Source organism: Blastococcus sp. SYSU DS0617, assembly GCF_054051075.1.
Genome location: NZ_JBJHAO010000006.1, coordinates 24,899 through 46,214, shown reverse-complemented (window position 1 = coordinate 46,214; position 21,316 = coordinate 24,899). Strand labels below are relative to the sequence as shown.

Annotated in this window: 18 protein-coding genes; 11 read left to right on the top strand and 7 right to left on the bottom strand. The window is 73.0% G+C overall.

Features of this window, described 5'->3' with window-relative positions:
• Positions 1–249: 249 nt before the first annotated feature.
• Both ACI793_RS08885 and ACI793_RS08880 read left to right on the top strand, forming a co-directional pair.
• Positions 250–1,845: an ABC transporter substrate-binding protein gene (locus ACI793_RS08885; RefSeq protein WP_456606012.1), complete on the top strand. Its 1,596-nt coding sequence runs from the start codon at positions 250–252 to the stop codon at positions 1,843–1,845.
• A gap of 69 nt (positions 1,846–1,914) precedes the next feature.
• Positions 1,915–3,624: an asparaginase domain-containing protein gene (locus tag ACI793_RS08880; RefSeq protein ID WP_456606011.1), complete on the top strand. Its 1,710-nt coding sequence runs from the start codon at positions 1,915–1,917 to the stop codon at positions 3,622–3,624.
• Positions 3,625–3,674: 50 nt separating this feature from the next.
• On the opposite strand, the gene ACI793_RS08875 is transcribed toward ACI793_RS08880, so the two are convergent.
• Positions 3,675–5,228, bottom strand: a complete 1,554-nt coding sequence (locus ACI793_RS08875; protein WP_456606010.1) for an amidase — start codon at positions 5,226–5,228, stop codon at positions 3,675–3,677.
• A gap of 287 nt (positions 5,229–5,515) precedes the next feature.
• Between ACI793_RS08875 and ACI793_RS08870 the strand changes: the two genes are divergently transcribed.
• Genes ACI793_RS08870 through ACI793_RS08835 form a run of 8 tightly spaced genes read left to right on the top strand, consistent with a single transcriptional unit; the run spans position 5,516 to position 14,188 of the window.
• Complete coding sequence (locus ACI793_RS08870; protein ID WP_456606009.1) at positions 5,516–7,174, top strand: ABC transporter substrate-binding protein; 1,659 nt, start codon at positions 5,516–5,518, stop codon at positions 7,172–7,174.
• Positions 7,174–8,130 carry an ABC transporter permease gene (locus tag ACI793_RS08865; protein ID WP_456606008.1) on the top strand — a complete coding sequence of 319 codons (957 nt, stop codon included), beginning with the start codon at positions 7,174–7,176 and terminating at the stop codon, positions 8,128–8,130. Before ACI793_RS08870 ends, ACI793_RS08865 begins: the two co-directional genes overlap by 1 nt.
• Positions 8,127–9,053 (top strand): ABC transporter permease, encoded by a 927-nt coding sequence (locus ACI793_RS08860; RefSeq protein WP_456606007.1) that lies wholly within the window; start codon positions 8,127–8,129, stop codon positions 9,051–9,053. The genes ACI793_RS08865 and ACI793_RS08860 overlap by 4 nt, the downstream gene beginning before the upstream one ends.
• A 26-nt stretch (positions 9,054–9,079) precedes the next feature.
• A complete protein-coding gene (locus tag ACI793_RS08855; RefSeq protein WP_456606006.1) occupies positions 9,080–10,114 on the top strand; it encodes an ABC transporter ATP-binding protein in 1,035 nt (344 codons plus the stop codon).
• Positions 10,101–10,898 (top strand): ATP-binding cassette domain-containing protein, encoded by a 798-nt coding sequence (locus tag ACI793_RS08850; protein ID WP_245158608.1) that lies wholly within the window; start codon positions 10,101–10,103, stop codon positions 10,896–10,898. Before ACI793_RS08855 ends, ACI793_RS08850 begins: the two co-directional genes overlap by 14 nt.
• On the top strand, positions 10,895–12,550 hold the full coding sequence (locus ACI793_RS08845) for an amidase (protein ID WP_456606005.1): 1,656 nt from the start codon (positions 10,895–10,897) through the stop codon (positions 12,548–12,550). Before ACI793_RS08850 ends, ACI793_RS08845 begins: the two co-directional genes overlap by 4 nt.
• Before the next feature lie 37 nt (positions 12,551–12,587).
• Positions 12,588–12,785: a hypothetical protein gene (locus tag ACI793_RS08840; protein WP_456606004.1), complete on the top strand. Its 198-nt coding sequence runs from the start codon at positions 12,588–12,590 to the stop codon at positions 12,783–12,785.
• A 2-nt stretch (positions 12,786–12,787) separates the two neighbouring features.
• On the top strand, positions 12,788–14,188 hold the full coding sequence (locus ACI793_RS08835; RefSeq protein WP_456606003.1) for an amidase: 1,401 nt from the start codon (positions 12,788–12,790) through the stop codon (positions 14,186–14,188).
• A 66-nt stretch (positions 14,189–14,254) separates the two neighbouring features.
• Here the strand turns inward: ACI793_RS08835 and ACI793_RS08830 are convergent, their stop codons facing one another.
• From ACI793_RS08830 to ACI793_RS08805, 6 genes are all read right to left on the bottom strand, one after another.
• Complete coding sequence (locus tag ACI793_RS08830) at positions 14,255–15,100, bottom strand: urease accessory protein UreD (RefSeq protein ID WP_456606002.1); 846 nt, start codon at positions 15,098–15,100, stop codon at positions 14,255–14,257.
• A complete protein-coding gene (ureG, locus tag ACI793_RS08825; protein ID WP_456606001.1) occupies positions 15,097–15,801 on the bottom strand; it encodes an urease accessory protein UreG in 705 nt (234 codons plus the stop codon). Before ureG ends, ACI793_RS08830 begins: the two co-directional genes overlap by 4 nt.
• Entirely contained in the window at positions 15,716–16,378 is a 663-nt protein-coding gene (locus ACI793_RS08820) for an urease accessory protein UreF (protein ID WP_456606000.1), read from the bottom strand. Before ACI793_RS08820 ends, ureG begins: the two co-directional genes overlap by 86 nt.
• Positions 16,379–16,385: 7 nt before the next feature.
• On the bottom strand, positions 16,386–18,068 hold the full coding sequence (locus tag ACI793_RS08815) for an urease subunit alpha (RefSeq protein WP_456605999.1): 1,683 nt from the start codon (positions 18,066–18,068) through the stop codon (positions 16,386–16,388).
• Positions 18,065–18,739 carry an urease subunit beta gene (locus tag ACI793_RS08810; protein ID WP_456605998.1) on the bottom strand — a complete coding sequence of 225 codons (675 nt, stop codon included), beginning with the start codon at positions 18,737–18,739 and terminating at the stop codon, positions 18,065–18,067. The genes ACI793_RS08815 and ACI793_RS08810 overlap by 4 nt, the downstream gene beginning before the upstream one ends.
• A 171-nt stretch (positions 18,740–18,910) precedes the next feature.
• On the bottom strand, positions 18,911–20,017 hold the full coding sequence (locus ACI793_RS08805) for an acetamidase/formamidase family protein (RefSeq protein WP_456605997.1): 1,107 nt from the start codon (positions 20,015–20,017) through the stop codon (positions 18,911–18,913).
• Between the two features lie 175 nt (positions 20,018–20,192).
• Here ACI793_RS08805 and ACI793_RS08800 point away from each other — a divergent pair, with 175 nt between their 5' ends.
• A complete protein-coding gene (locus ACI793_RS08800; protein WP_456605996.1) occupies positions 20,193–21,311 on the top strand; it encodes a class II histone deacetylase in 1,119 nt (372 codons plus the stop codon).
• The last annotated feature ends 5 nt before the right edge of the window (positions 21,312–21,316 follow it).

The window sequence follows — 21,316 nt, the reverse complement described above, 5'->3', positions numbered from 1 at the left end:
CGACACGCACGTGGTCCCTCGCGGGTCCGGGGACAGCGCTAGCACCCAGCGGGGACGTGCCCGGGATCGCGCTGGCCGGCGTGTGCCGCGGATCACCACGACGTCCATGGCGGGTGATCGGAGCGCAACTGCGCTGACACACGTGGTTCCTAGGTTCCTCTCCCGAGCGGCCTGCCGGCCCCCGGAGGAGGACACATGTTCGGTCAGAACCCACGACGGCGAGAGACCGGGACGGCACGTCGACGCCCTGTGCGCAGCGGCCCGGCGCTGCTCGCGGCCACCGTCCTGCTCCTCAGCGCCTGCGGGTCCGGGGACGGCGGCGGAGGCGGCGCGGAGGACGACGGGGGAACGCTCGTCATCGGCATGGAGTCCGAGGCGGACGTCCTCGACCCGCCGCGCACCGGGAGCTGGGTCACCACCCGCGTCACCCGCCAGATCTACGAGGGCCTGATCGACGAGGACCTGTCCAAGCCCTCCAGCGAGGTGCCCATCCCGCCGCTGCGGCCCGGCCTCGCCGAGTCGTGGGACGTCTCGCCCGACGGCCTGACCTACACGTTCCACATGCGGCCGGACGTCACCTTCCACGACGGCAGCGAGGTGGACGCGGCGGCCGCGGAGTTCAACATCCGCCGGATGTGGGACGAGTCCTTCGAGTTCTACGACCCGAAGTCGGCGGCCCAGAGCACGTTCGTGTGGCAGCACCTCGCCTCGGTGACCACGCCGGACGAGATGACCCTCGTGCTGACCATGGACCAGCCGTTCTCCGCCTTCCCCCGGCTGCTGACGCAGGGCGGCTACAACACGATCATCAGCCCGACCGCCCTGGCGAAGTACGGCAACGACGAGATCGCCGACCACCCCACGGGCACCGGCCCCTTCCGCTTCGTCGACCGCGTCCGGGGCCAGCGGATCACGCTGGAGCGCAACGAGGACTACTGGGGCGAGAAGGCGAAGCTCTCCCGCGTGGTGTTCCGGCCGCTGCCCGATGCCAGCACCCGTGCCGCCGCGCTGCGCGCCGGCGAGGTCGACATGATCGCTGCGCCGTCCCCGGACAGCCTGGAGAACCTCCAGGCTGCCGGCTTCCAGGTCTCCGAGGGCGCTCCGCCGCACCTGTGGTTCCTGAGCCTGAACGTCGGCGAGGGGCCGACGGCGGACCTGCGCGTGCGGCAGGCGATCAACCTCGCCATCGACCGGGAGGGCATGGCCACCGATCTCCTCGCCGACACCGCCGTCCCGGCGTTGAGCGTGCTGCCCCCGGCCAACTCGGCGGCGGTGCCCGACCCCGACGCCTACCGGTACGACCCCGAGGAGGCCAGGCGCCTGCTCGCCGAGGCCGGGTACGCCGAGGGCTTCTCCACGGTGCTGACCACGTCCACCTCCGGCTCGGGCCAGATCATCCCCGTGGAGATGGCGGAGTACATCCAGGCGAACCTCGCGGAGGTCGGCATCGACGCCGAGATCGACGCTTCGGAGTGGATCTCCTACCTGACCACCTACAACAAGGGCATGACGCCCGAGGTGTCCATGGCGCAGATGTCGTGGGGCATGAGTTCCCCGTACTGGCTGTACATCCTCAACTCGTCGTCGCTGGAGGCGCCCAACGGGCCCAACGTGGCGGGCTGGTCCGACCCGGCCCTCGACGCGCTGATGCAGCAGGCCGCGACCGCCACCGACGAGGACGCGGCGGACGAGCTGTGGAAGCAGGCCGTCGAGATGGCGCAGGCCGCGCGGGCCATCGCACCGATCGTCAACGACAAGGCCCCCTACATCCTCAGCCCTCGGGTGCACGGGTTCGTGTCGCCGAGCGAGGAGTGGTTCGACCTGAACACCGTCTCGGTCGACTGACTAGGGCGGGGATCCGCAGTCCGCATCCGCGGAACTGCGCCACAACTATTCGAGAACGGGACTCCGCACATGCCGCGACCACGCATCGCCGTCTTCTCCGGGCCGACGGCGACCATCGGCAACAGCCCGCCGCTGGTGACCTCCAACCAGGCACGCCGCCGGCACGGCCTGGCTCCGTTGCTCAACCCGGACGGGTCGGCTCCGCGCTACGACGTGCTGCGTCCGCAACGTCTCGCGGCGCCGGTGACGGTCTACATCGAGGCCTTCTCGGCCCACCCGCTGGAGGCAGATGCCGCCGAGCTCTACGCGCCGCCGGACGGATGGCTGGACGCCGAGGGTGTCTTCTCCGAGACCGAGCCCGAGGGCGGCGGCACGCCGGTCCACGTCGCCGAACTCCGACCCGAGGACGGTGCGATCCCGCTGCCGTACATGGCGCGGCAGGCCGATGGCTCGCCCTGGGAGGACGCGACCACGTCGCCGCTGGCGACCGCGGCGCACTCGCGGCAGACGTTCTACCCGGACGCCAGCCGGATCTACGAGGAGATCGACCGGCTCGGGGCCGGAGGCGACGGCCGGCCGGTGGAGCTCTCCTCGGTCGCCGACTTCGACTTCTACCGGCCGGCTCCGTCGGGCGGCTACACGAAGGGGCTGCCCGCGGGGCAGCGCACCGACACCGGCGACGGCGACGTGGGCCCGGAGCTGCTGGGCGAGGACTACTTCGTCTACTACCCCCACCACCTCGGCCGGGAGCCCACGCTGGCCGTGCTCGCCCGCGCGACCAACCAGGTGCAGGCCGTGGTGGCGAGCGGGCGCTACGCCGGGGTGCAGTGGCTGGAGGGGAGCCCCACCACCGAGGAGACGATGTACTGGCTGGGGCTGGTGCTCGACACCGATATCCCGCTCGTCGGTCACTCCGCACAGCGACCGCACCAGACGCTGAGTGCCGACGGCGACCGCAACATCGTCGACGGCGTGAAGTACATCCTTTCCGGGGTCGCGCTGGACGCCGACGGTCGCAACCGGATGGGCGCGGTGATGGTCGTCGACGAGATGGTGTTCGCGGCGCGGGAGGTCACCAAGACCGACGCCCGGCCCGGCAACTACGAGGCGGCCGGAGGCCACGGCGGTGTCGTGGCCGACATCGGGGGCTTCGGCCCGCCGCAGGTGACGTTCGTATCCACCCGGCGGCACACGTTCTGCTCCGACGTCCGGCTGTCGGTCCTGCCCTCGGCCGTGTTCGGGGTGAGCGGTTCCCTGGCCGGCGGAATCCGCGCCGTCGAGGTGCCCGTCAAGGACGGCGACGGCGCCCTGCTGCCGAACGCCATGCCGGTCGTGACCATCACGAAGTACAGCCGGTACACGCCCCACCCCACGAGCGCGGCCGACGACCCGGATCCCTCGGGCGAGGTGGAGGTGCTGGCGCGGATCGGTGCCAACCTGGCGTCGGCGCCGCTCGCGGGCTTCGTGGAGGAGGGGATGTCGCCGTACGGCATCTCCAACCCGACGACGGACGCGGCGCTGAGCGCGGCCATCTTCTCGGGGATGCCGGTGGTCCGGGTGGGCCGCGGCAACACCGGCGGCATGGCCTACAAGTACAGCTCGCTGTTCGTCACCGGCAACAACCTGACGGCCACCAAGGCGCGCATCCTGCTCATGGCGGCGCTGCTGAAGTTCGGCGCCCTGCCGCCCGCCGCCGATCCGTTCCACCCGACGGCGGACGAGCGCGCCGCGACGGAGAAGGCCGTGGCCGCCTACCAGGAGGTCTTCGACACCCACTGAGCGCACAGCAGGAGGGGCCGGCGTCCTGCGACGCCGGCCCCTCCTCGCGTTCAGCCCACGGCCGGCGGCGGCGGCGGTGCGAAGACGTGCTTCTCGAAGGCGTCCGAGGCCCGCAGGACCGTGCGCTCGTCGCCGTGCCGGCCGACCAGCATCAACCCCACGGGCAGCCCGTTCGACATCGCGCAGGGCAGGCTCATCGCGGGGTGCCCGGAGAGGTCGAACGGGGCGGTGTTCACGATCATCTCCAGGCCCCGGGCGACCACCTCGGCCGGCCCGGCGTCCACCGGGGGGAGCACGGTGGCGACCATCGGCAGGGTGGGCATCACCAGCAGGTCGTGGTCGGCGAGGACGGCGTCGTAGGCGGCGGTCAGCGCCGGCACCAGGTTCATCGCCTTGGCGTAGTAGGCCCCGCCGTAGGTGTCCAGCATCCACTGGCCGGCCAGCAGCGTGAGCTTCACCGTGTCGGAGAACCGGTCCGCCTTCTCCCGCTGCCCGCGGGCGACGTGCTCGAGCAGGTCCGGTGAGTACCGGCCCCGCCAGCCGGTGCCCATGCCGTTGCCCCGCAGCATGGTGTTGACCATGCCCTCGCTCGCCACCGCGCTCCAGACGGGCATCGCCGCGGTGTGCCAGGGGATGGAGACCTCCTCCACGACGGCGCCCAGCTTCGCGTAGTTCGCGACCGCCTCGCGCACCGCCTCGTCGACCTCGGGCTCGGACAGCCCCTCGATGGCGAACCCTTCCCGCACCACGGCGAGGCGCAGCCCCGCCACGTCCCCGGTGAGCGCATCGGCGTAGGAGGGCCGGCGCGGTGGGGCCGACTGCGGTCCGCCCTGGCGCGGGTCCATCCCGTCGGGGCCGGCGAGGACCTCCAGCAGGAGGGCGACGTCGGCCGTGGTCCGCGCCATCGGGCCGAGGTGGTCGACGGTGGGCTCGATGGGCATGGCGCCCGTGTAGGGCACCAGCCCCCAGGTCGGCTTGAGCCCGTAGATGCCGGTCCACCCGGCGGGCATGCGCACCGAGCCGCCCTGGTCGCCGCCGATCGCCATGTCCACCTCCCCGGCGGCGACCAGCGCGGCCGATCCGCTGGAGGAGCCGCCGGTCGCCCGGGTGAGGTCGTAGGGGTTGCGCACGGGACCGGTGTCGGAGGTGTGGCTGCCCCCGGAGAAGCACAGGTGCTCGCAGACCGACTTGCCGAGGATCGTGCCGCCGGCGTCCAGCACCCGCTCCACCACGGTGGCGTCGGCCTCGGGCACGTAGCCCTCGAGCACCGCGCTGCCGTTCATCATCGGGACGCCGGCGACGCAGACGTTGTCCTTGACCGCGAGGGTCTTGCCCGCCAGCGGGCCGTCGGGGGCGCCCTCGATGCGGGTCGTGACGTACCAGGCGCCGTAGGGGTTGTCCTCGGGACGCGGCCGTACCGCCTCCCCGCGCGCGTAGCGGACCTCGGGCGCGGGGCTCTCGATCGCGTCCAGCGCGTCGTAGCCGACCATCGGCCCCGCCTCGAGGAGCGCGCCGAAGGTCTCCGCCTGAGCGGCATCGAGGGTGAAGTGGAATTGCGCGGCGATCCTGGACAGATCGGCAGCGGACGGACGGGAAACCGGCACGGGTCACCTCTTCGGATTGGTGGGAATCCCGACCGTAGAAGGCACGTGTTTCCGCCTCGTTCCGGCTTTCTTGCCGGTTGCCGCCGCCTCGACCCCGGCGTTCTGCGTTGCCCGCAGGCCGTGAGTCGGGCCACTTTTCTGTTGGTTCCAGAGCAGAAACGTCGCAGCAACAATGCGCCCCTACGTTTCTGCTCGGTTGCTCGGCCAGCGTCGCCCGGAAGCACCGAATCCCTTTCTTGCCCCACGTGTAGTCGTGCTTCGTGCTGCCCTGATGGAGGGACCCCACCTTGCTGAACACCTGTGACCGTCGAACGCGCCGGACCGGCGCGGATCGCGGCCGGATCCCGGCCGGCCTGCTCGCGCTGGCCCTCCTCCTGTCGGCCTGCGGCGGTGGCGGCGCCGCCGCCGACGACGGCCCGGCGGGCGATCCCCAGAGCGGCGGCACCCTCGCCATCGGCATCGAGTCCGACACCGACGTGCTCGACCCGCACCGCGCCGGTGGCTGGGTCACCTACCGCGTCAACCGGCAGATGTACGAGGCGCTCGTCGACGAGGACCTGTCGAAGACGTCCGAGGAGGCCCCCATCCCCGAGATCGTCCCGGGGCTGGCCGAGTCCTGGGAGGTCTCCGAGGACGGGATGACCTACACCTTCTCCCTCCGGGAGGGCGTCACGTTCCACGACGGCACCGAGTTCGACGCCGACGCCGTCGTGTTCAACGTCCGCCGCATGAGCGACCCGACCTTCGAGTTCTACGACGAGCGCTCCGCCGGGCAGACCGTCTTCGTCTGGCAGCACCTGGAGTCGGTCACCGCACTCGACCCGACGACCGTCGAGATGAAGATGACGCAGCCGTTCTCGGCCTTCCTGCGGCTGCTCACCCAGGGGGGCGGCGGCTCGACCGGCATCATCAGCCCCACCGCGCTGCAGGAGTACGGCAACGACGAGATCGCCGACCACCCCACGGGCACCGGCCCCTTCAAGTTCGCCGAACGGATCCGCGGTCAGCGCATCACGCTGGAGCGCAACGAGGACTACTGGGGCGAGGCCCCCTACCTCGACAGCGTGGTCTTCCGCCCGCTGCCGGACCCCTCCACCCGGGTGTCGGCGCTGCGGGCCGGTGAGGTCGACATGATCGCCGTCCCCTCGCCCGACAGCGTGGCCAGCCTGGAGGACGCCGGCTTCGAGGTGGCGACCAGCGCGCCCCCGCACCTCTGGTACCTGAGCTTCAACATGACCGACCCGATCTTCTCCGACGTCCGGGTCCGGCAGGCGGTCAACTACGCCATCAACCGGGAGGGCATGGCCGAAGACCTGCTGCAGGGCACGGTCGACCCCGCCTACAGCGTCCTGCCCCCGGCCAACAGCGCGTACGAGGCGAGCGAGGAGTACTTCGAGTACGACCCCGACCGGGCCAGGGAGCTGCTCGCCGAGGCCGGCTACGCCGACGGGTTCGAGACCACGCTGATGACGTCGGTCGACGGCTCCGGGCAGATCGTGCCCGTGCCCATGGCCGAGTACATCCAGCAGGACCTGGCCGACGTCGGCATCGAGGTCGAGCTGGACACCACGGAGTGGATCACCTACCTCACCGAGTGGGCCGAGGGGATCCCGGCGGGCACCGGCATGGCGCAGATGTCCTGGGGGATGACCACCCCCTACTGGCTGCGCAACGTCACCTCCTCGACCCTGCAGGCGCCGAACGGGTCCAACGTCGGGCACTACAGCAACCCCGAGCTCGACGAGGTCATGCAGCAGGCGGCCACCGCCCTCGACGAGGAGACGGCGGACGAGCTGTGGCGCCGGGCCGCGGAGATCGTGCACGAGGACGCCGCGATGGCGCCGATCGTGAACGACAAGGCGCCCTACGTGCTCAGCGGCGACGTGCAGGGCTTCGTGAACCCGAGCGAGGAGTGGTACGACCTCAAGACCGTGTGGCTCCGCTGATGGCGGGCTACCTGGCCCGCAGAGCGGGCTCGATGGTCCTGGTCCTGCTGGGGGTCTCGCTGCTGGTCTTCCTGATCATGCAGCTGGTCCCCGGGGACCCGGTCCGGACGATGCTCGGGCCGACGGCGACGGCGGAGTCCATGGCTGCGGTGCGGGCCGATCTGGGCCTGGACCAGCCCCTGGTGCAGCAGTACGTGAGCTACCTCGGCGGGCTGCTGCAGGGCGACCTGAACACCTCGCTGACGATGGCCCAACCGGTCGCGGAGATCGTCTTCCCCAAGCTCGGCAACACGATCATCCTGGCCGGCGGCGCGCTGGTGATCTGCCTGCTCGTCGGAGTCCCGCTCGGGGTGCTGGCCGCCACCCGGCAGTACTCGGTGTTCGACCGGGGAGCGATGTTCCTGTCGCTGGCCGGGGCGAGCGTGCCGGTCTACTGGGCCGCGCTGGTGGTGATCAGCATCTTCGCCCTCCAGCTCGGCTGGCTGCCCACGTCGGGCATGTACGACGTGCGGAACCCTGGGGGGCTCGGTGACCTGCTCCGGCACCTGATCCTCCCGGCGACCACGGCGGCGGTGGTGCCCACCGCGGTGATCGCCCGGCTGACCCGCAGCGTCATGGTGGAGGCCCTCCAGCAGGACCACATCCGGATGCTCCGGGCCAACGGTGTCCCCGAGCGGCAGATCGTCTGGCGGCACGCCCTCCGGAACGCCCTGCCGCCCATCGTGAACATCGTCGGCCTGCAGGTCGGCTACCTGCTGGGCGGGGTCATCTTCATCGAGGTGGTGTTCAGCTGGCCCGGTCTCGGCGGGCAGCTCTACAGCTCCATCACCTCCAACGACATGCCGATCATCCAGGCCGGCGTCCTCTTCATCGCCCTGGTCTTCGTGGTCGTCAACCTCATCGCCGACATCGTCGTCGCGCTCCTGGACCCACGTACGAAGGAGGCCGTCGGATGACTTCGACGACGCTGGACCACACGACCGTCGCCCCGGTCCCGGCCGGTGACGCAGCGGCGGGAACGATCAGGAGCCGGTCCCGGCCGGCGCTGATGTGGCGGGCACTGCGCCGGGACAAGGCGGCCGTCGTCTCCATCGGCGTCCTGCTCGTCCTGACGCTGGTGGCGGTGTTCGCGCCGCTGCTGGCGCCCTACGACCCGCTGGACGGCGACGCGTCCCAGCGGCTGGAGGGGATCGGCACCCCCGGCCACCCGCTGGGGCTGGACGGGCAGGGGCGCGACATCCTCTCCCGGCTGATCTACGGCGGGCGGTACTCGCTGACCGTCGCGGTGCTGCCGGTGCTCGCGGCCGCCCCCGTCGCCCTGCTGATCGGCATGTTCTCGGGCTACTTCGGCGGGCGGTCGGGCAACGCGGTCATGCGCGTCCTGGACGTGCTCTTCGCCTTCCCCGTGGTGCTCCTGGCCATCGCCATCGCGGCGGTCCTCGGCCCCGGCCTGACCAACGTGATGCTCGCGATCGGCATCACGATGGTGCCGTACATGGCCCGGGTCGTGTACACCGCGACGGTCCAGGAGTCGGCCAAGGAGTACGTCGAGGCGGCCCGCGCCGCGGGGGCGACGCAGGGGCAGATCCTGCGCCAGCAGCTCCTGCCCAACGTGCTGTCCCCGCTGGTCGTCTACGGCACCAGCCTCTGCGGCCTGATGATCGTCCTGGCCGCCGGGCTGAGCTTCCTCGGTGTCGGGGTCACCCCGCCGGCGCCGGACTGGGGCGTCATGACCAGCGACGGGCGCAGCGTCCTGCTCGAGGGCTACGGCCACGTGGCCACCATCCCGGGCCTGGTCATCCTCGTGGCGGCGCTCGCCTTCAACCTCATCGGCGACGGCATCCGCGACGCCCTCGACCCGCACAAGCAGACCAGTTGACCAGGGCGACGGACGGAGATCGCACGATGAACGGACCACTGCTCCGCGTGGAGGGGCTGCGCACCCACTTCGCCTCCGAGCTCGGCACCATCAAGGCCGTCGACGGGGTGTCCTTCGACATCCCGCGCGGCGGGGTCCTCGGCATGGTCGGGGAGTCCGGGTCGGGGAAGAGCGTCACGGGGCTGTCGATCCTGCGGCTGCTGGGATCGCGCAACGCCAGGATCGCCGGCGGCCGCATCCTGTTCCGGGGCGAGGACCTGCTGCAGAAGTCCGAGGCCGAGATGCGGGCCATCCGCGGCGGCAGCATCAGCATGGTCTTCCAGAACGCGATGACCAGCCTGGACCCCTTCTTCCGGGTGGGCGACCAGCTCGTCGAGGTCATCCGGCTGCACCAGGGCCTGTCGAAGAAGGAGGCCCGCGAGAAGGCGCTGCACGCGCTGGAACTGGTGCACATCCCCGATCCGGTGGCGAAGCTCCGGAGCTACCCCCACCAGCTCAGCGGCGGCCAGCGGCAGCGGGTCGTCATCGCCCTGGCGCTGGCCTGCGAGCCCGATCTGCTGATCGCCGACGAGCCCACGACGGCGCTGGACGCGACGGTGCAGAAGCAGATCATCGAGCTGCTCATGGAGATCAACCAGGAGCTGGGGACGGCGATCCTGATGGTCACCCACGACATGGGCGTGGTCGCGCACATGTGCCGCACGGTCGCGGTCATGTACGCCGGCCGGATCGTCGAGCACGGCGACGTCACCGACGTCCTCCGGGCACCGCAGCACCCCTACACCCGGGGGCTGATGGCCTCCGTCCCGCGGCTGCGCACCGAGGCGGCCGGCCCCGGTCACGTGCGGCAGCGGCTGTACCAGATCGGCGGCTCGGCGCCGCTGCCGCTGCGACTCAGCGAGGGGTGCGCGTTCGCCCCCCGCTGTCCCGAGGTGGGACCGGAGTGCTGGGAGGTGGACCCGCCGACGGTGGCGTCGGGACCGGGTCAGGAAGCGGTCTGCCACCGGCGGGCCGAGGAGCAGGCGGCGACGATGGAGGTGGCACACCGTGTCGGGGCGTGACGTACTGGTGCAGGCACAGGAGCTGCGGAAGGTCTATGCCAAGCCGGCGATGTTCGGCACGGGCGAGGAGTTCGTCGCCGTCCAGGGCGCGACCTTCGACGTCCTCCGCGGCGAGACGTTCGGGCTGATCGGCGAGTCCGGGTCGGGCAAGACCACCATCGGCCGGATGCTGCTGCGGCTCGTGGAGCCGACGAGCGGTTTCGTCGGGTTCGACGGCCACGACGTCACCCGGCTGACCCCGAAGGGGATGCGCCGGCTGCGGCAGCGCATGCAGATCGTCTTCCAGGACTCGGGGTCGGCGTTCAACCCGCGCCGGGCCGTGGGGGAGCAGGTGGCCTTCCCGATGCGGCAGTTCCGGCTGTGCCCGGAGAAGGAGGTCCGCGACCGGGTCGTGGACCTGCTGGAGCACGTGGGCCTGCGGGCCGACCAGGCCGACCGGTACCCGCACGAGTTCTCCGGCGGTCAGCGCCAGCGGCTGGGGATCGCCCGGGCGCTGGCCAGCGAGCCGGAGTTCCTCCTGCTGGACGAGCCGACGTCGGCGCTGGACGTCTCGGTGCAGGCGCAGATCCTCAACCTGCTCCAGCAGCTGCAGGAGGAGCGGCATCTGACGATGCTGCTCATCACGCACAACCTGGCGCTGGTGCAGCACATGTGCGACCGGGCCGCGGTGCTGCACCACGGCGAGCTCGTCGAGGCCGGTCCGGTGGACGACATCTTCCACAACCCGGCGACCGAGGTCACCCGCCGGCTGCTCGACGCCGTCCTCGAGCCGGTGGCCGCATGACCGCGACCGAACACCGGATGGAGGCGCCAGCCGCCGCCCGGATCCGGGACCTGCTGGCCGACTGCGGGATCGAGCCCACGCCCGCGGAGCTCGACGCCCTCGCGGCGGCCGGGGGCACGGCATCCGCGGCGCTGCGGTTCCGCGGTCTCCCGCTGCGGGACCTGGAGCCGGCGCGCGGGGTGCACGTGCCGTCGGGGGAGCCCGGTGGGCGGTCACCCGCCGCGGAGGCATGGGAAGCCGTGCCGGGCGCGCGCCCGTCCGATCCCGCCGAGCTGTCGCTGCGGGCGGCGGCGGTCCTGGTCGCCTCCGGCGAGCTCACGTCCACCGAGCTGGTCGCGGCGGCGCTGGCCCGCATCGACCGGTACGACGGCGTGCTGGAGTCCTACGCCGAGGTGTACGCGGACGCGGCGCTGGCCGCGGCCGCGGCGGCCGACGAGGCGGTGCGCGCGGGCCGGCCGCTGGGCCCACTGCACGGCCTGCCGGTGGCGCTCAAGGATCTCTACGACGTCGCGGGCTCCGCCACGCTGGCCGGGTCGCGGGTGCGCGCCGGCCACGTGGCCGACGCCGACTCCGAGGTCACCCGCCGGCTGCGCGAGGCCGGGGCGATCGTCCTCGGCAAGACGGTGACCCACGAGTTCGCCTTCGGGGTGGTATCGGCGCCCACGCACAACCCGTGGGACGTCGGCACGATCCCCGGTGGCTCCAGCGGCGGGTCCGGGGCCGCCGTCGCGGCGGACCTCTGCCTCATGGCGATGGGCAGCGACACCGGCGGCTCCATCCGCATCCCGGCCGCGCTGACCGGGGTCGTCGGGCTCAAGGCCACCTACGGGCGGGTGAGCAAGCGCGGGGTCGCCGCGCTCAGCTGGTCGCTGGACCACGCAGGGCCGCTGACCAAGACCGTCGCCGATGCGGCGCTCTGCCTGCAGGTGCTCGCCGGGCACGACCCCGCCGACCCGTCGTCGGTCGACGTCCCGGTGGACGACTACCTGACCGGCCTGGACACGGGGGTCGCCGGGTTGCGCATCGGGGTGCCGGTCAACTGGTTCTTCGACTGGTCGGACGACGACGTCGCCACCGCGGTGCGCGCGGCGATCGCGGTGCTCGCCGACGCGGGTGCGGTCCTGGTGCCCGTCGAGGTGCCCGCCGTCGAGCTCACCGAGCACGTCATCTCGACCCTGGCCGGGGTGGAGGCCAGCGCGATCCACCAGGACGAGATCCGCCGCGTGCCCGAGGCCTACACCGAGGAGGTGCGGGCGCGGCTGCGGGCCGGCGAGCTGATCAGCGGGACGACGTACGTCAACGCCCAGCGCGCCCGCGGTCTGGTGCAGGCCGGCTTCGCCACCGCGCTGCGCGACGTCGACGTCCTGGTCAGCCCCACCGTGGCGATCCCCGCTCCCGCGTACGGATCGAGCACTGCCGTGCTGCGCGGGCAGGAGCACCCGATCCTGTTCGCGCTCAACTGCCTCACCGCCCCGGCCAACGCCGCCGGCGTGCCCGCGCTGACCGTGCCGTGCGGCTTCGCCGGCGGCGGCCTCCCGGTCGGCCTGCAGGTCATGGGCCGCCCCTTCGACGAGGCCACTGTGCTGCGGGTCGGTGCCGCCTACGAGGCGGCGACCGACTGGCACTCGCGCACCCCGCCGCTCCCCGGCTGATCCACCGGCCGTCCACCCACCCATCCAGGAGGAACCAATGTCCACCCAGTCCCGCGAGCTGGTCGGCGAGGCGCTGCAGCTCGCCGCCCGCCAGGCCCGGCTCGACCTGACGCCCGAGCGGCTCGAGGCCGTGGCGCCGATGGTCAACGGCATCTACGCGATGCTCGACACGCTCGACGAGGTGCCGCTGGGGGAGACCCCGCCGGCCACCGCGTTCGACGCCCGGTGGGAGTGAGCGTGCAGCCCTATCAGCTGTCCCTGTCGCAGGCGGCCGCCGCGATCCTCAGCCGCGAGCTGTCCCCGGTCGAGCTCACCGACTCCGTCCTCGAGCGCGTCGACGCGGTCGAGGAGCGGATCAACGCCTTCGCCTGCGTGACCCCCGACCTCGCGCGCAAGGCCGCGGCCGAGGCCGAGCAGCAGATCGTCGAGGGCAGCCACCTCGGGCCGCTGCACGGTCTGCCGCTGGGCGTGAAGGACCTCTACGAGACCGCCGGCGTCCCGACGACCTCCAGCTCCCAGGTGCGGGCCAGCTTCGTGCCGGACACCGACGCCGAGATGGTCTCCCGGCTGCTGTCCGCCGGCATGGTCATGATCGGCAAGACGCACACCCACGAGTTCGCCTACGGGGCGACCACCCCGACGACGCGCAACCCCTGGGACCTCTCGCGGGTGCCCGGCGGGTCCAGCGGCGGCTCGGGCGCCGCCGTCGCCGCGGGGGAGTGCCTGGTCGGCCTGGGCAGCGACACCGGCGGTTCGATCCGGATCCCCGCCGCGGTGTGCGGCACGGTCGGGCTCAAGCCCACCTACGGCCGCATCTCCCGGCGCGGGGTGGCGTCGCTGTCGTGGTCGCTGGACCACGTGGGCCCGCTGACCCGCGACGTCGTCGACTGCGCGCACGTGCTGTCGGCGACCGCCGGCTACGACCGCGCCGACCCCGCGACGGTCGACGTCCCGGTGCCCGACTACGCCGCCGAGCTGATGGCGGCGCGGGACCGGGGTGTGCAGGGGCTGCGCGTGGGGGTGCCGTCGAACTTCTACTTCGACCACGTCCAGCCCGAGGTCGAGGCGTCGGTCCGCGACGCCATCGGCCTGCTCGAGCGGCTCGGCGCCACGCTGGTGGAGGTCACCATCCCCTACGCCGAGCAGATCCGGGCCGTCTCGTGGGGGATGCTCGGCCCGGAGGCCGCCTCGTACCACCAGCGGATGCTGCGGGAGTCGCCCGAGCTCTACACCGAGGAGGTCCGCGTCGCGCTCGAGGCCGGCGAGCTGGTGCTGGCCACCGACTACATCAACGCCACGCGGGTCCGCTCGCTCATGCAGCAGGCCTGGCGGGAGATGTTCGACCGGATCGACGTGCTGGCGGCTCCCGCCGTGCCGGTGGTGGCGCCGCCGGCGGACCAGGAGCTGGTCACCTGGGCCGACGGCTTCACCGAGCGGCCCACCGACTGCCTGGTGCGGCTCTCCACACCGGCCAACATCACCGGACTGCCGGCGCTGTCGGTGCCCTGCGGGCCGGTGAACGGGATGCCGGTGGGGCTGCAGCTCGTCGGCCGGCCGTTCGCGGAGAGCACGGTGCTCGGCGTCGGTGCCGCGGTCGAGGCCGCCACCGACTGGGTCGGGCGGCTCGCCCCGCTCTGAGCCGCCGCACGGCACCCGACCGCCCGGCCCGTCCGCACGACGGGCCGGGCGGTCGCGCGTCGCGGTTCAGCGCCCGATCCGGCTCCAGCCCCACCCGGCGAGGTCGGGACGGACCGCCTCGGCGACCGCGCGGAGCAGCGCCCCGGCCGCGTGCTGCGTGTCGACGATCGCCCGCACGGCCAACAGCCCGTCCTCGAGCTCCGAGACCCCCGCGCACGATCCGGCGGCCGCCCGCACCCGCGGCAGCAGGCCGGCGTCGGGCGGGCCGGAGACCAGCGCGCTCACCAGGTGCCCTTCCTCCCGGGGCGCGGGTGAGACCTCGACCCGCTGGGCGTCGCGGACGACCAGCCGATCCGCCAGGTACAGGTCGGTGGTGCAGTCCAGCCGGTCGGGGACCCACACCTCGCCGGCCGAGACCCGTCCGGGCGCGATCACGCCGCCCACCACGGCCCGCGCGCCGGGTTCGAGCCGGACCACGGTGTCGACCTGCGAGCGGGACCGCCGCAGCGGCACCAGGGCGTGCGGCAGCAGCACCAGCCGCGCGCCGGCGGCGACCTCGAGCACGGTGGTCTGCCGGCCGGTGCTGCCACCGTCCCCGGGCAGCAGCTGGGTCGGGCCCGGGTCGGTGACGACGACGTCGGCGCCCGCGGCCAGGGCGACCCGCAGGTGCAGTGCGTCGCCCGCGGCCAGCCCGGCGGTGTCCGTGGTGAGCACGAGGACGTCGGGGCCGCGGGAGGCGGGGTGGTGCACCGGGTGCACCGGCCCCGACGAGGTCCCGTGCACCCGCATCCGCCCGTCGCCGTCGCGGGCGACCGTGCAGTCCAGCCGTGCGCGCACCGCCGGCCGCCCGGTCGGCCGGGTGCTGCCGGCCCGGGACGGCGCGTCCCGGGCCAGGGCGGTCGCTCCGGTCACCCGACCGTCGCCCAGGCGCCGACGAGGGAGGCCACCGAGGCCATCGAGGCGTCGTCCCGGGTGGAGGTGACCGCGTAGGGCAGCTCCCCGCGGGCGGTGTCCAGGTCGCGCCGGAAGATCGCCACCGAGGCCCCGACCTGGTCGGCGATGTCGCTCTTGTTGACCACCACCAGGTCGGACTCGGTGATCCCGGGACCGCCCTTGCTGGGGATCTTGTCCCCGGCGCCGACGTCGATGACGCAGATCCACCGGTGCACCAGCTCGCGGGAGAAGGTGGCCGTCAGGTTGTCGCCGCCGGACTCGATGAAGACGACGTCCAGGTCGGGCTGGCGGCCCACCAGCCCGAGGACGGCGGCGTCGTTGACCGACACGTCGTCCCGGATGGCGGCGTGCGGGCAGCCGCCGGTGGCGACCCCGACGATCCGCTCGGTGGGCAGCACCCCGGAGCGGGTGACGATGTCGGCGTCGACGGTCGTGTAGACGTCGTTGGTCACCACCCCGCACGCGATGCCCTCGGCGCCCAGCCGGCGCACCAGCTCGATCATCAGCGTGGTCTTGCCCGACCCGATGGGCCCGGCGATGCCGATGCGCAGCGGCCGGGCGGGCGGCTCGGCCTCAGGTGATGAACATCCCGGATGACCGGTGCTCGTGCCGTGACTGTGCGAGCTCCCATGATGGTGCGAAGCCGTGCCAATCCCCATGCGTTCTCTCCTCGCTGTCTGCAACCGCTCGGTCGAGCGGGCCGGCCAGTCGGCCGAGGACGTGCTGTGCTCCGGTCGGCCCCACGCGGCCGAGCCGGACGGCGGCCTGGGCCATCGCCGAGACCTGGGTGAAGGCGGCGGCCCGGACGGTGCTGCGGCGGTCGGCGCCCAGGAGGGCCCCGGCGACGCCGAAGAGGACGCCCGCGCTGCCGGCGGCGGCGTCGAGCAACGGGCTGCCGGGATGGAGGGCCGCGACCACGCGCCGCAGGGCCAGCCCGCGCAGGCCCTCCGCCTCGCGGGTCGCCCGGGTGAGCCGGGTGGCCACGCGCTCGTCCACCAGCGCCCGGACGGCCGGGAGGTCGCCGGCCGCTGCGGCATCCCAGGCCAGCCCCGTGAAGGCCAGCTCGCGCCCCGGCAGCGACTCCGCCACGTAGGTGGTCAGCGCCGCCAGCAGGCTGTCCGCGTCGGTCACCCCGCCGCTGCGCACCAGCTCCTCCACCCCGTGGGAGTGGGCGAACCCCCCGGTGGGGCAGGCGGAGTCGGTGAGCTGCAGCAGGGCGAAGGGCAGGTCGGTCACCGGCTGCTCAGATCAGCAGGTACCGGCGGCTGAGCGGCACCGACGTCGAGGGCGGCACCACCGCCTCCACGCCGTCCACCGTGACGACGAACGAGTCGGGGTCCACCTGCACGTCGGGGGTGGCGGCGTTGCGGGACATGTCCGCCTTCGTCAGCCGGCGGGTGTCGCGGACCGGCAGCAGCCGGGACAGGTAGGGCGCCCCGCGCCGCTCTGCCGCGGCCAGGCCGGTGGCGCTGGTGAACACCCGGGCCAGCCGAGCCGACGTCGTCCCGGACGCGCCCCACTGGGGCCGGATCCGGATGGGCTCGGTCATCATCACCGAGCCGTTGCCCGTGCCCGAGGCGGCGTAGCTGATGACGCCGGACTTCACGACCGTGGTGGGCTTGACCCCGAAGAATCGCGGGTCCCACAGCACGATGTCGGCCAGCCGGCCGGGGGCCAGGGTGCCCACGGAGTCGCTGATGCCGTGGGCGACCGCCGGGCACCAGGTGTACTTCTCCAGGTACCGCAGGATGCGCTCGTTGTCGTCCTCGGTCCGTTCCCCACCGAGCTCGCGCATCTTCGCCGCCAGCTGCCAGGTGCGCCGGGCCGACTCGGCCGCGCGGCCCATGCCGTTGGAGTCCGAGCCCATCATCGAGATGGCGCCGACGTCGTGCAGGACGTCCTCGGCGGCCATCGTCGTGGGCCGGATGCGGGACTGCGCGAACGCCAGGTCGGTGTGGATCGAGCGGTGCTGCAGGTGCGCACCCATGATCATGTCCAGGTGCTCGGCGAGCGCCGCCTCGGTGTAGGGGTTCGTCGGGTTGGTCGAGCTGGGCAGCACGTTCGGGTAGCCGCAGATCTCCAGGATGTCCGGTGCGTGCCCGCCGCCGGTGCCCTCGACGTGGTAGGCGTGGATGGTCCGGCCGTCGATCGCCGACATGGTCTCGGCGAGCGTGACCGACTCGTTGATCGTGTCGGTGTGGATGATCGTCTGCACGTCGTGGTCGTCGGAGACCGACAGCGAGGCGTCGATGACCGCGGGGAACGCGCCGAAGTCCTCGTGGATCTTGAACCCGGAGACGCCGACCTCGAGGTGGGCCTCCAGGTCGTCCCGCGAGCTGGCGGCGCGGCCGATCATGGCGATGTTGAGCGGCCACGCCCCGACGCCCTCGACGAGCGAGTCGTAGATCCGGCTGCTGCCCACGCCCACGTCGAACGACGGGCCCGGGGTGGCGCCGATGACCGTCGTGTAGCCGTTGCGGCAGAACGTCTCGGCCTGCGCCGCGTTGATCAGGTGCACGTGGGTGTCGATCGAGCCGGCCGTGGCGATCAGGCCCCAGCCGCCGACGATCTGGGTCTGGGCGTCGACGACCAGGTCCACGCCCGAGGAGATGTCGGGGTTGCCGGCCTGGCCGATGCCGACGATCCGGTCGTCCTTGATGCCGATGTCGGCCTTGATGATCCCGAGGAGCGGATCGACGATGACCGCCCCGGTCACGACCATGTCCAGGGCGCTGTCGCGCACCGCCCCGACGCGGACGCCGAGGCCGTCGCGGAGGTTGCGGCCGGCGCCGACGAGCGACTCCTCGCCGGGCTCGATCACGCTGCGCTCGACCCGGAGCCGCAGGCCGGTGTCGGCCAGCGGGACGAGGTCCCCCTCGCCGGGGCCGTAGAGCAGCCGGTGGACGTCGCGGGGCACGGCGGTCACGAGCCCACCCCCAGGTAGCCGGCGCGCTCGGCCGCGGCCAGCGCGCGGCGGCGGACGTCCTCGTCGTCCAGGGGTCCCTCGACCAGGCCGGAGATGCCGCGGACGACCCGGTTGCCGGCCAGCGGCACCAGGTCGACCGGCCGCCGGTCGCCCGGCTCGAACCGCACCGCCGTCCCGGCGGCCACGTCCAGGCGCATGCCGAAGGCGGCCGCGCGGTCGAACCGCAGCCCGCGGTTGGCCTCGAAGAAGTGGTAGTGCGAGGTCACCTGCACGGCGCGGTCGAGGGTGTTGGTCACCTCGACGGTGACCCGCTCGCGGCCCGGGTTGATCTCGACGTCGGCGGTCGGGCCCTCCACCCGGGAACCGCCCCCGCCGAGCGGGAAGTACAGCGTGACCATCACGGTGCCCTCGTCGAACAGCGCCTCCACCTGGACGCGGTCGAGCAGCTCGGGGACGCCGTCGAGCACGTCGTCCGGACCCAGCACGGTGCTGCCGACCTCGAGGGCCTCGGCGTAGCTGCGCCCGTCCCGGGCGGCCTCCATGACCTCGTCGCAGATCAGCGCGACCGCCTCGGGGTGGTTGAGCCGCAGGCCCCGGCCGCGCCGGCGGCGGGCGAGCTCGGCGGCGAGGAACAGCTGCAGCCGCTCCTCCTCCTCGGGGAGCAGCTTCATGAGGACCTCGTGCCGGCCGTGCGCATGCGGATGCCTTCCGTCGGGGGGCGGGGGGTCGGTGACGCCATCACCGGCGAGCACGATGCCGGGGCGGCGTTTCGGGGCAGGGTCCGTCCGGTTCCGTCTCGGTGACGTCGTCCGGGGTGTGCTGCCGGACGGACCCCGGCCGGCTCAGCTGAAGACGTCCAGCGGCAGGAACGCCGAGACCAGCACGTTGGGTGCGTCGACGACCTGGCTGATCCGCAGGTCCACGGCCACGCTGCACAGCGCGTAGGCCTGCTGCGCCGAGTAGCCGTACTCGGCGCAGAGGTGGTCGATCATGGTGCGCACCGCGTCGCGGGCTGCGACGGTGAGGTCTTCCGACCGGCTGCGCCCCTCGCGGTCGACCGCGATGCCGGTGGTCGCGTAGAACCGCTCGGGTGCGGCCGGCGCCGGGCCGGCGCCGTCGCGGGCGAAGTGCACGCCACGGATGCCCCGGTCCCGCGCGCGTCCGGGATGCAGCGTGAACCGCGCCGACAGGGTCGCCCGCATCTCGATCGCGGTGCCGCAGCTCTCGCCGTCGCCCTGCGCGAAGTGGCCGTCGCCCGCGGAGAACAGGGCGCCGGGCACGTACACCGGGAGGTAGAGGCGGGCACCGGCGGTCAACTGCTTGATGTCGATGTTGCCGCCGGTCTCGTGCGGGGCGATGGTGCGCAGCCCGGTGCGCGCGATCTCGTCGGTGGGCGGAACGGCGCAGGCCGGCTCGGGCTGCATGACCATGCCACCGCCCGCGGCGTCCGCCGCCTCGCGGGCGGTGATCGCGGCGAGCAGGGCGGCGTCCGGTGCCACGCCCATGACCCCCATGAACGGCGCGCCGGGGATGCGCACACCGGGGAGGTCGGGGGAGGTGGCGAACCCGCCGGCGAGTTCCCACTCGACCTTGAAGGCGTCAGGGAAGTCGTCCCGGAGCAGGCCGAACCCCGGTGCCTGGAAGGTGAACCCGTAGGAGTCCGCCTCGACGTCGAGGATCTCCACCTCGAGCAGGTCGCCGGGCTGCGCGCCCTCGACGTGCACCGGACCGGTCAGCGGGTGGACGGCGTCCAGCCCGATCGACGCGTCCGGGGAGGTGCCCAGCCCGGGCCCGAGCTGGCCGTCCATGCCGTCGCGCGCCTGCATCACCACCGTGTCCCCGTCGGCGACGGTCAGGGCCGGGGCGATGTCGGGATGCCACCGGTTGTGGCCCTGCCCGCCGGCGAGGAAGTCGCGGGTCAGGTCGATGGTCAGTTCGTGGCTGGGCATGGGGTGCGGGCTCCCGGAGGTGTGGGGGACGGGTCTCCCGCGAGACGGTGGCACCGGCACGTTGCCTCCGGATGACGGTCCGGTTCAGGCTCGGTGCGCGGCTCCCGGGCGTCGGCCCGGAGATTTGATCGGTTCGTCATCGCGCTGGAACCTCGGCTCGGCAGGGTCCTCGGCTGTGACGACCGGCTACCTCTGGCACCCCCTGTACGGCTGGAACGACACCGGGAGCGGGTCGCTGATGCCGGCCGATCCCGCCGTCGGGCTGCAACCGGTCGGCCACCACTTCGCGCACGCGGACAACAAGCGCCGCATGCACGAGCTGGTGGAGGTCACCGGCCTGCTCGACCGGCTGCACCGCGTCCCGGCCCGTCCGGCCACCCGCGAGGAGCTGCTGCGGGTGCACACGCCGGAGCACCACGACCGGATCGTCGCCGAGAGCGCGCTGCCCAAGGGCGGCGACGCGGGCGACGGCGTCTCGCCCTTCGGCAGGGGCGGGTACGAGATCGCCGCGCTCGCCGCCGGCGGCGCCCTCGCGATGGTCGACGCCGTCGTCGGCGGGGCAGTGGACAACGGGTTCGCCCTGGTCAACCCCTGCGGCCACCACGCGGTGCCCGAGACCGGCATGGGCTTCTGCGTCTTCAACAACGTCGCCGTCGCCGTCCGGCACGCCCAGGAGGTGCTGGGCGTGGCGCGCATCGCCGTCGTCGACTGGGACGTCCACCACGGCAACGGCACCCAGGCGGTGTTCTGGGAGGACCCGCGGGTGCTCACCGTCTCGATCCACCAGGACCGGCTGTACCCGCCGAAGGGCGGCACCGTGGACGAGCGGGGCGGCGGTGCCGGGCTGCACACGAACCTCAACGTGCCGCGCCCGCCGGGCACCGGCGACGCGGGCTACCTCGACGCCATGGACCAGGTCGTCGTCCCGGCGCTGCGCGCCTTCCAGCCCGATCTGATCGTCATCGCCTGCGGCTTCGACCCCAGCTACTTCGACCCGCTGGCCCACACGATGGTGTCGGCCGCCGGCTTCGCCGCGATGACCGAGCGGGTGATGGCGGCGGCCGCCGAGCTGTGCGACGGCCGCCTGGTCATGGTCCAGGAGGGCGGCTACTCCATCCACTACGTCGCGATCTGCGGGGCGATCACCATCGCCACGCTCGCCGGCCAGCAGCCCATGGCGGACCCGTACCGGGAGCTGATGGCCGACGTGTACGGCCTGCGCGAGCACGAGGAGCACCAGCTCGCCTCCCGCCGGGCGGCCCAGGCGCTCGTCGCCGACGTCCCCGGCCGCTGAGCCCG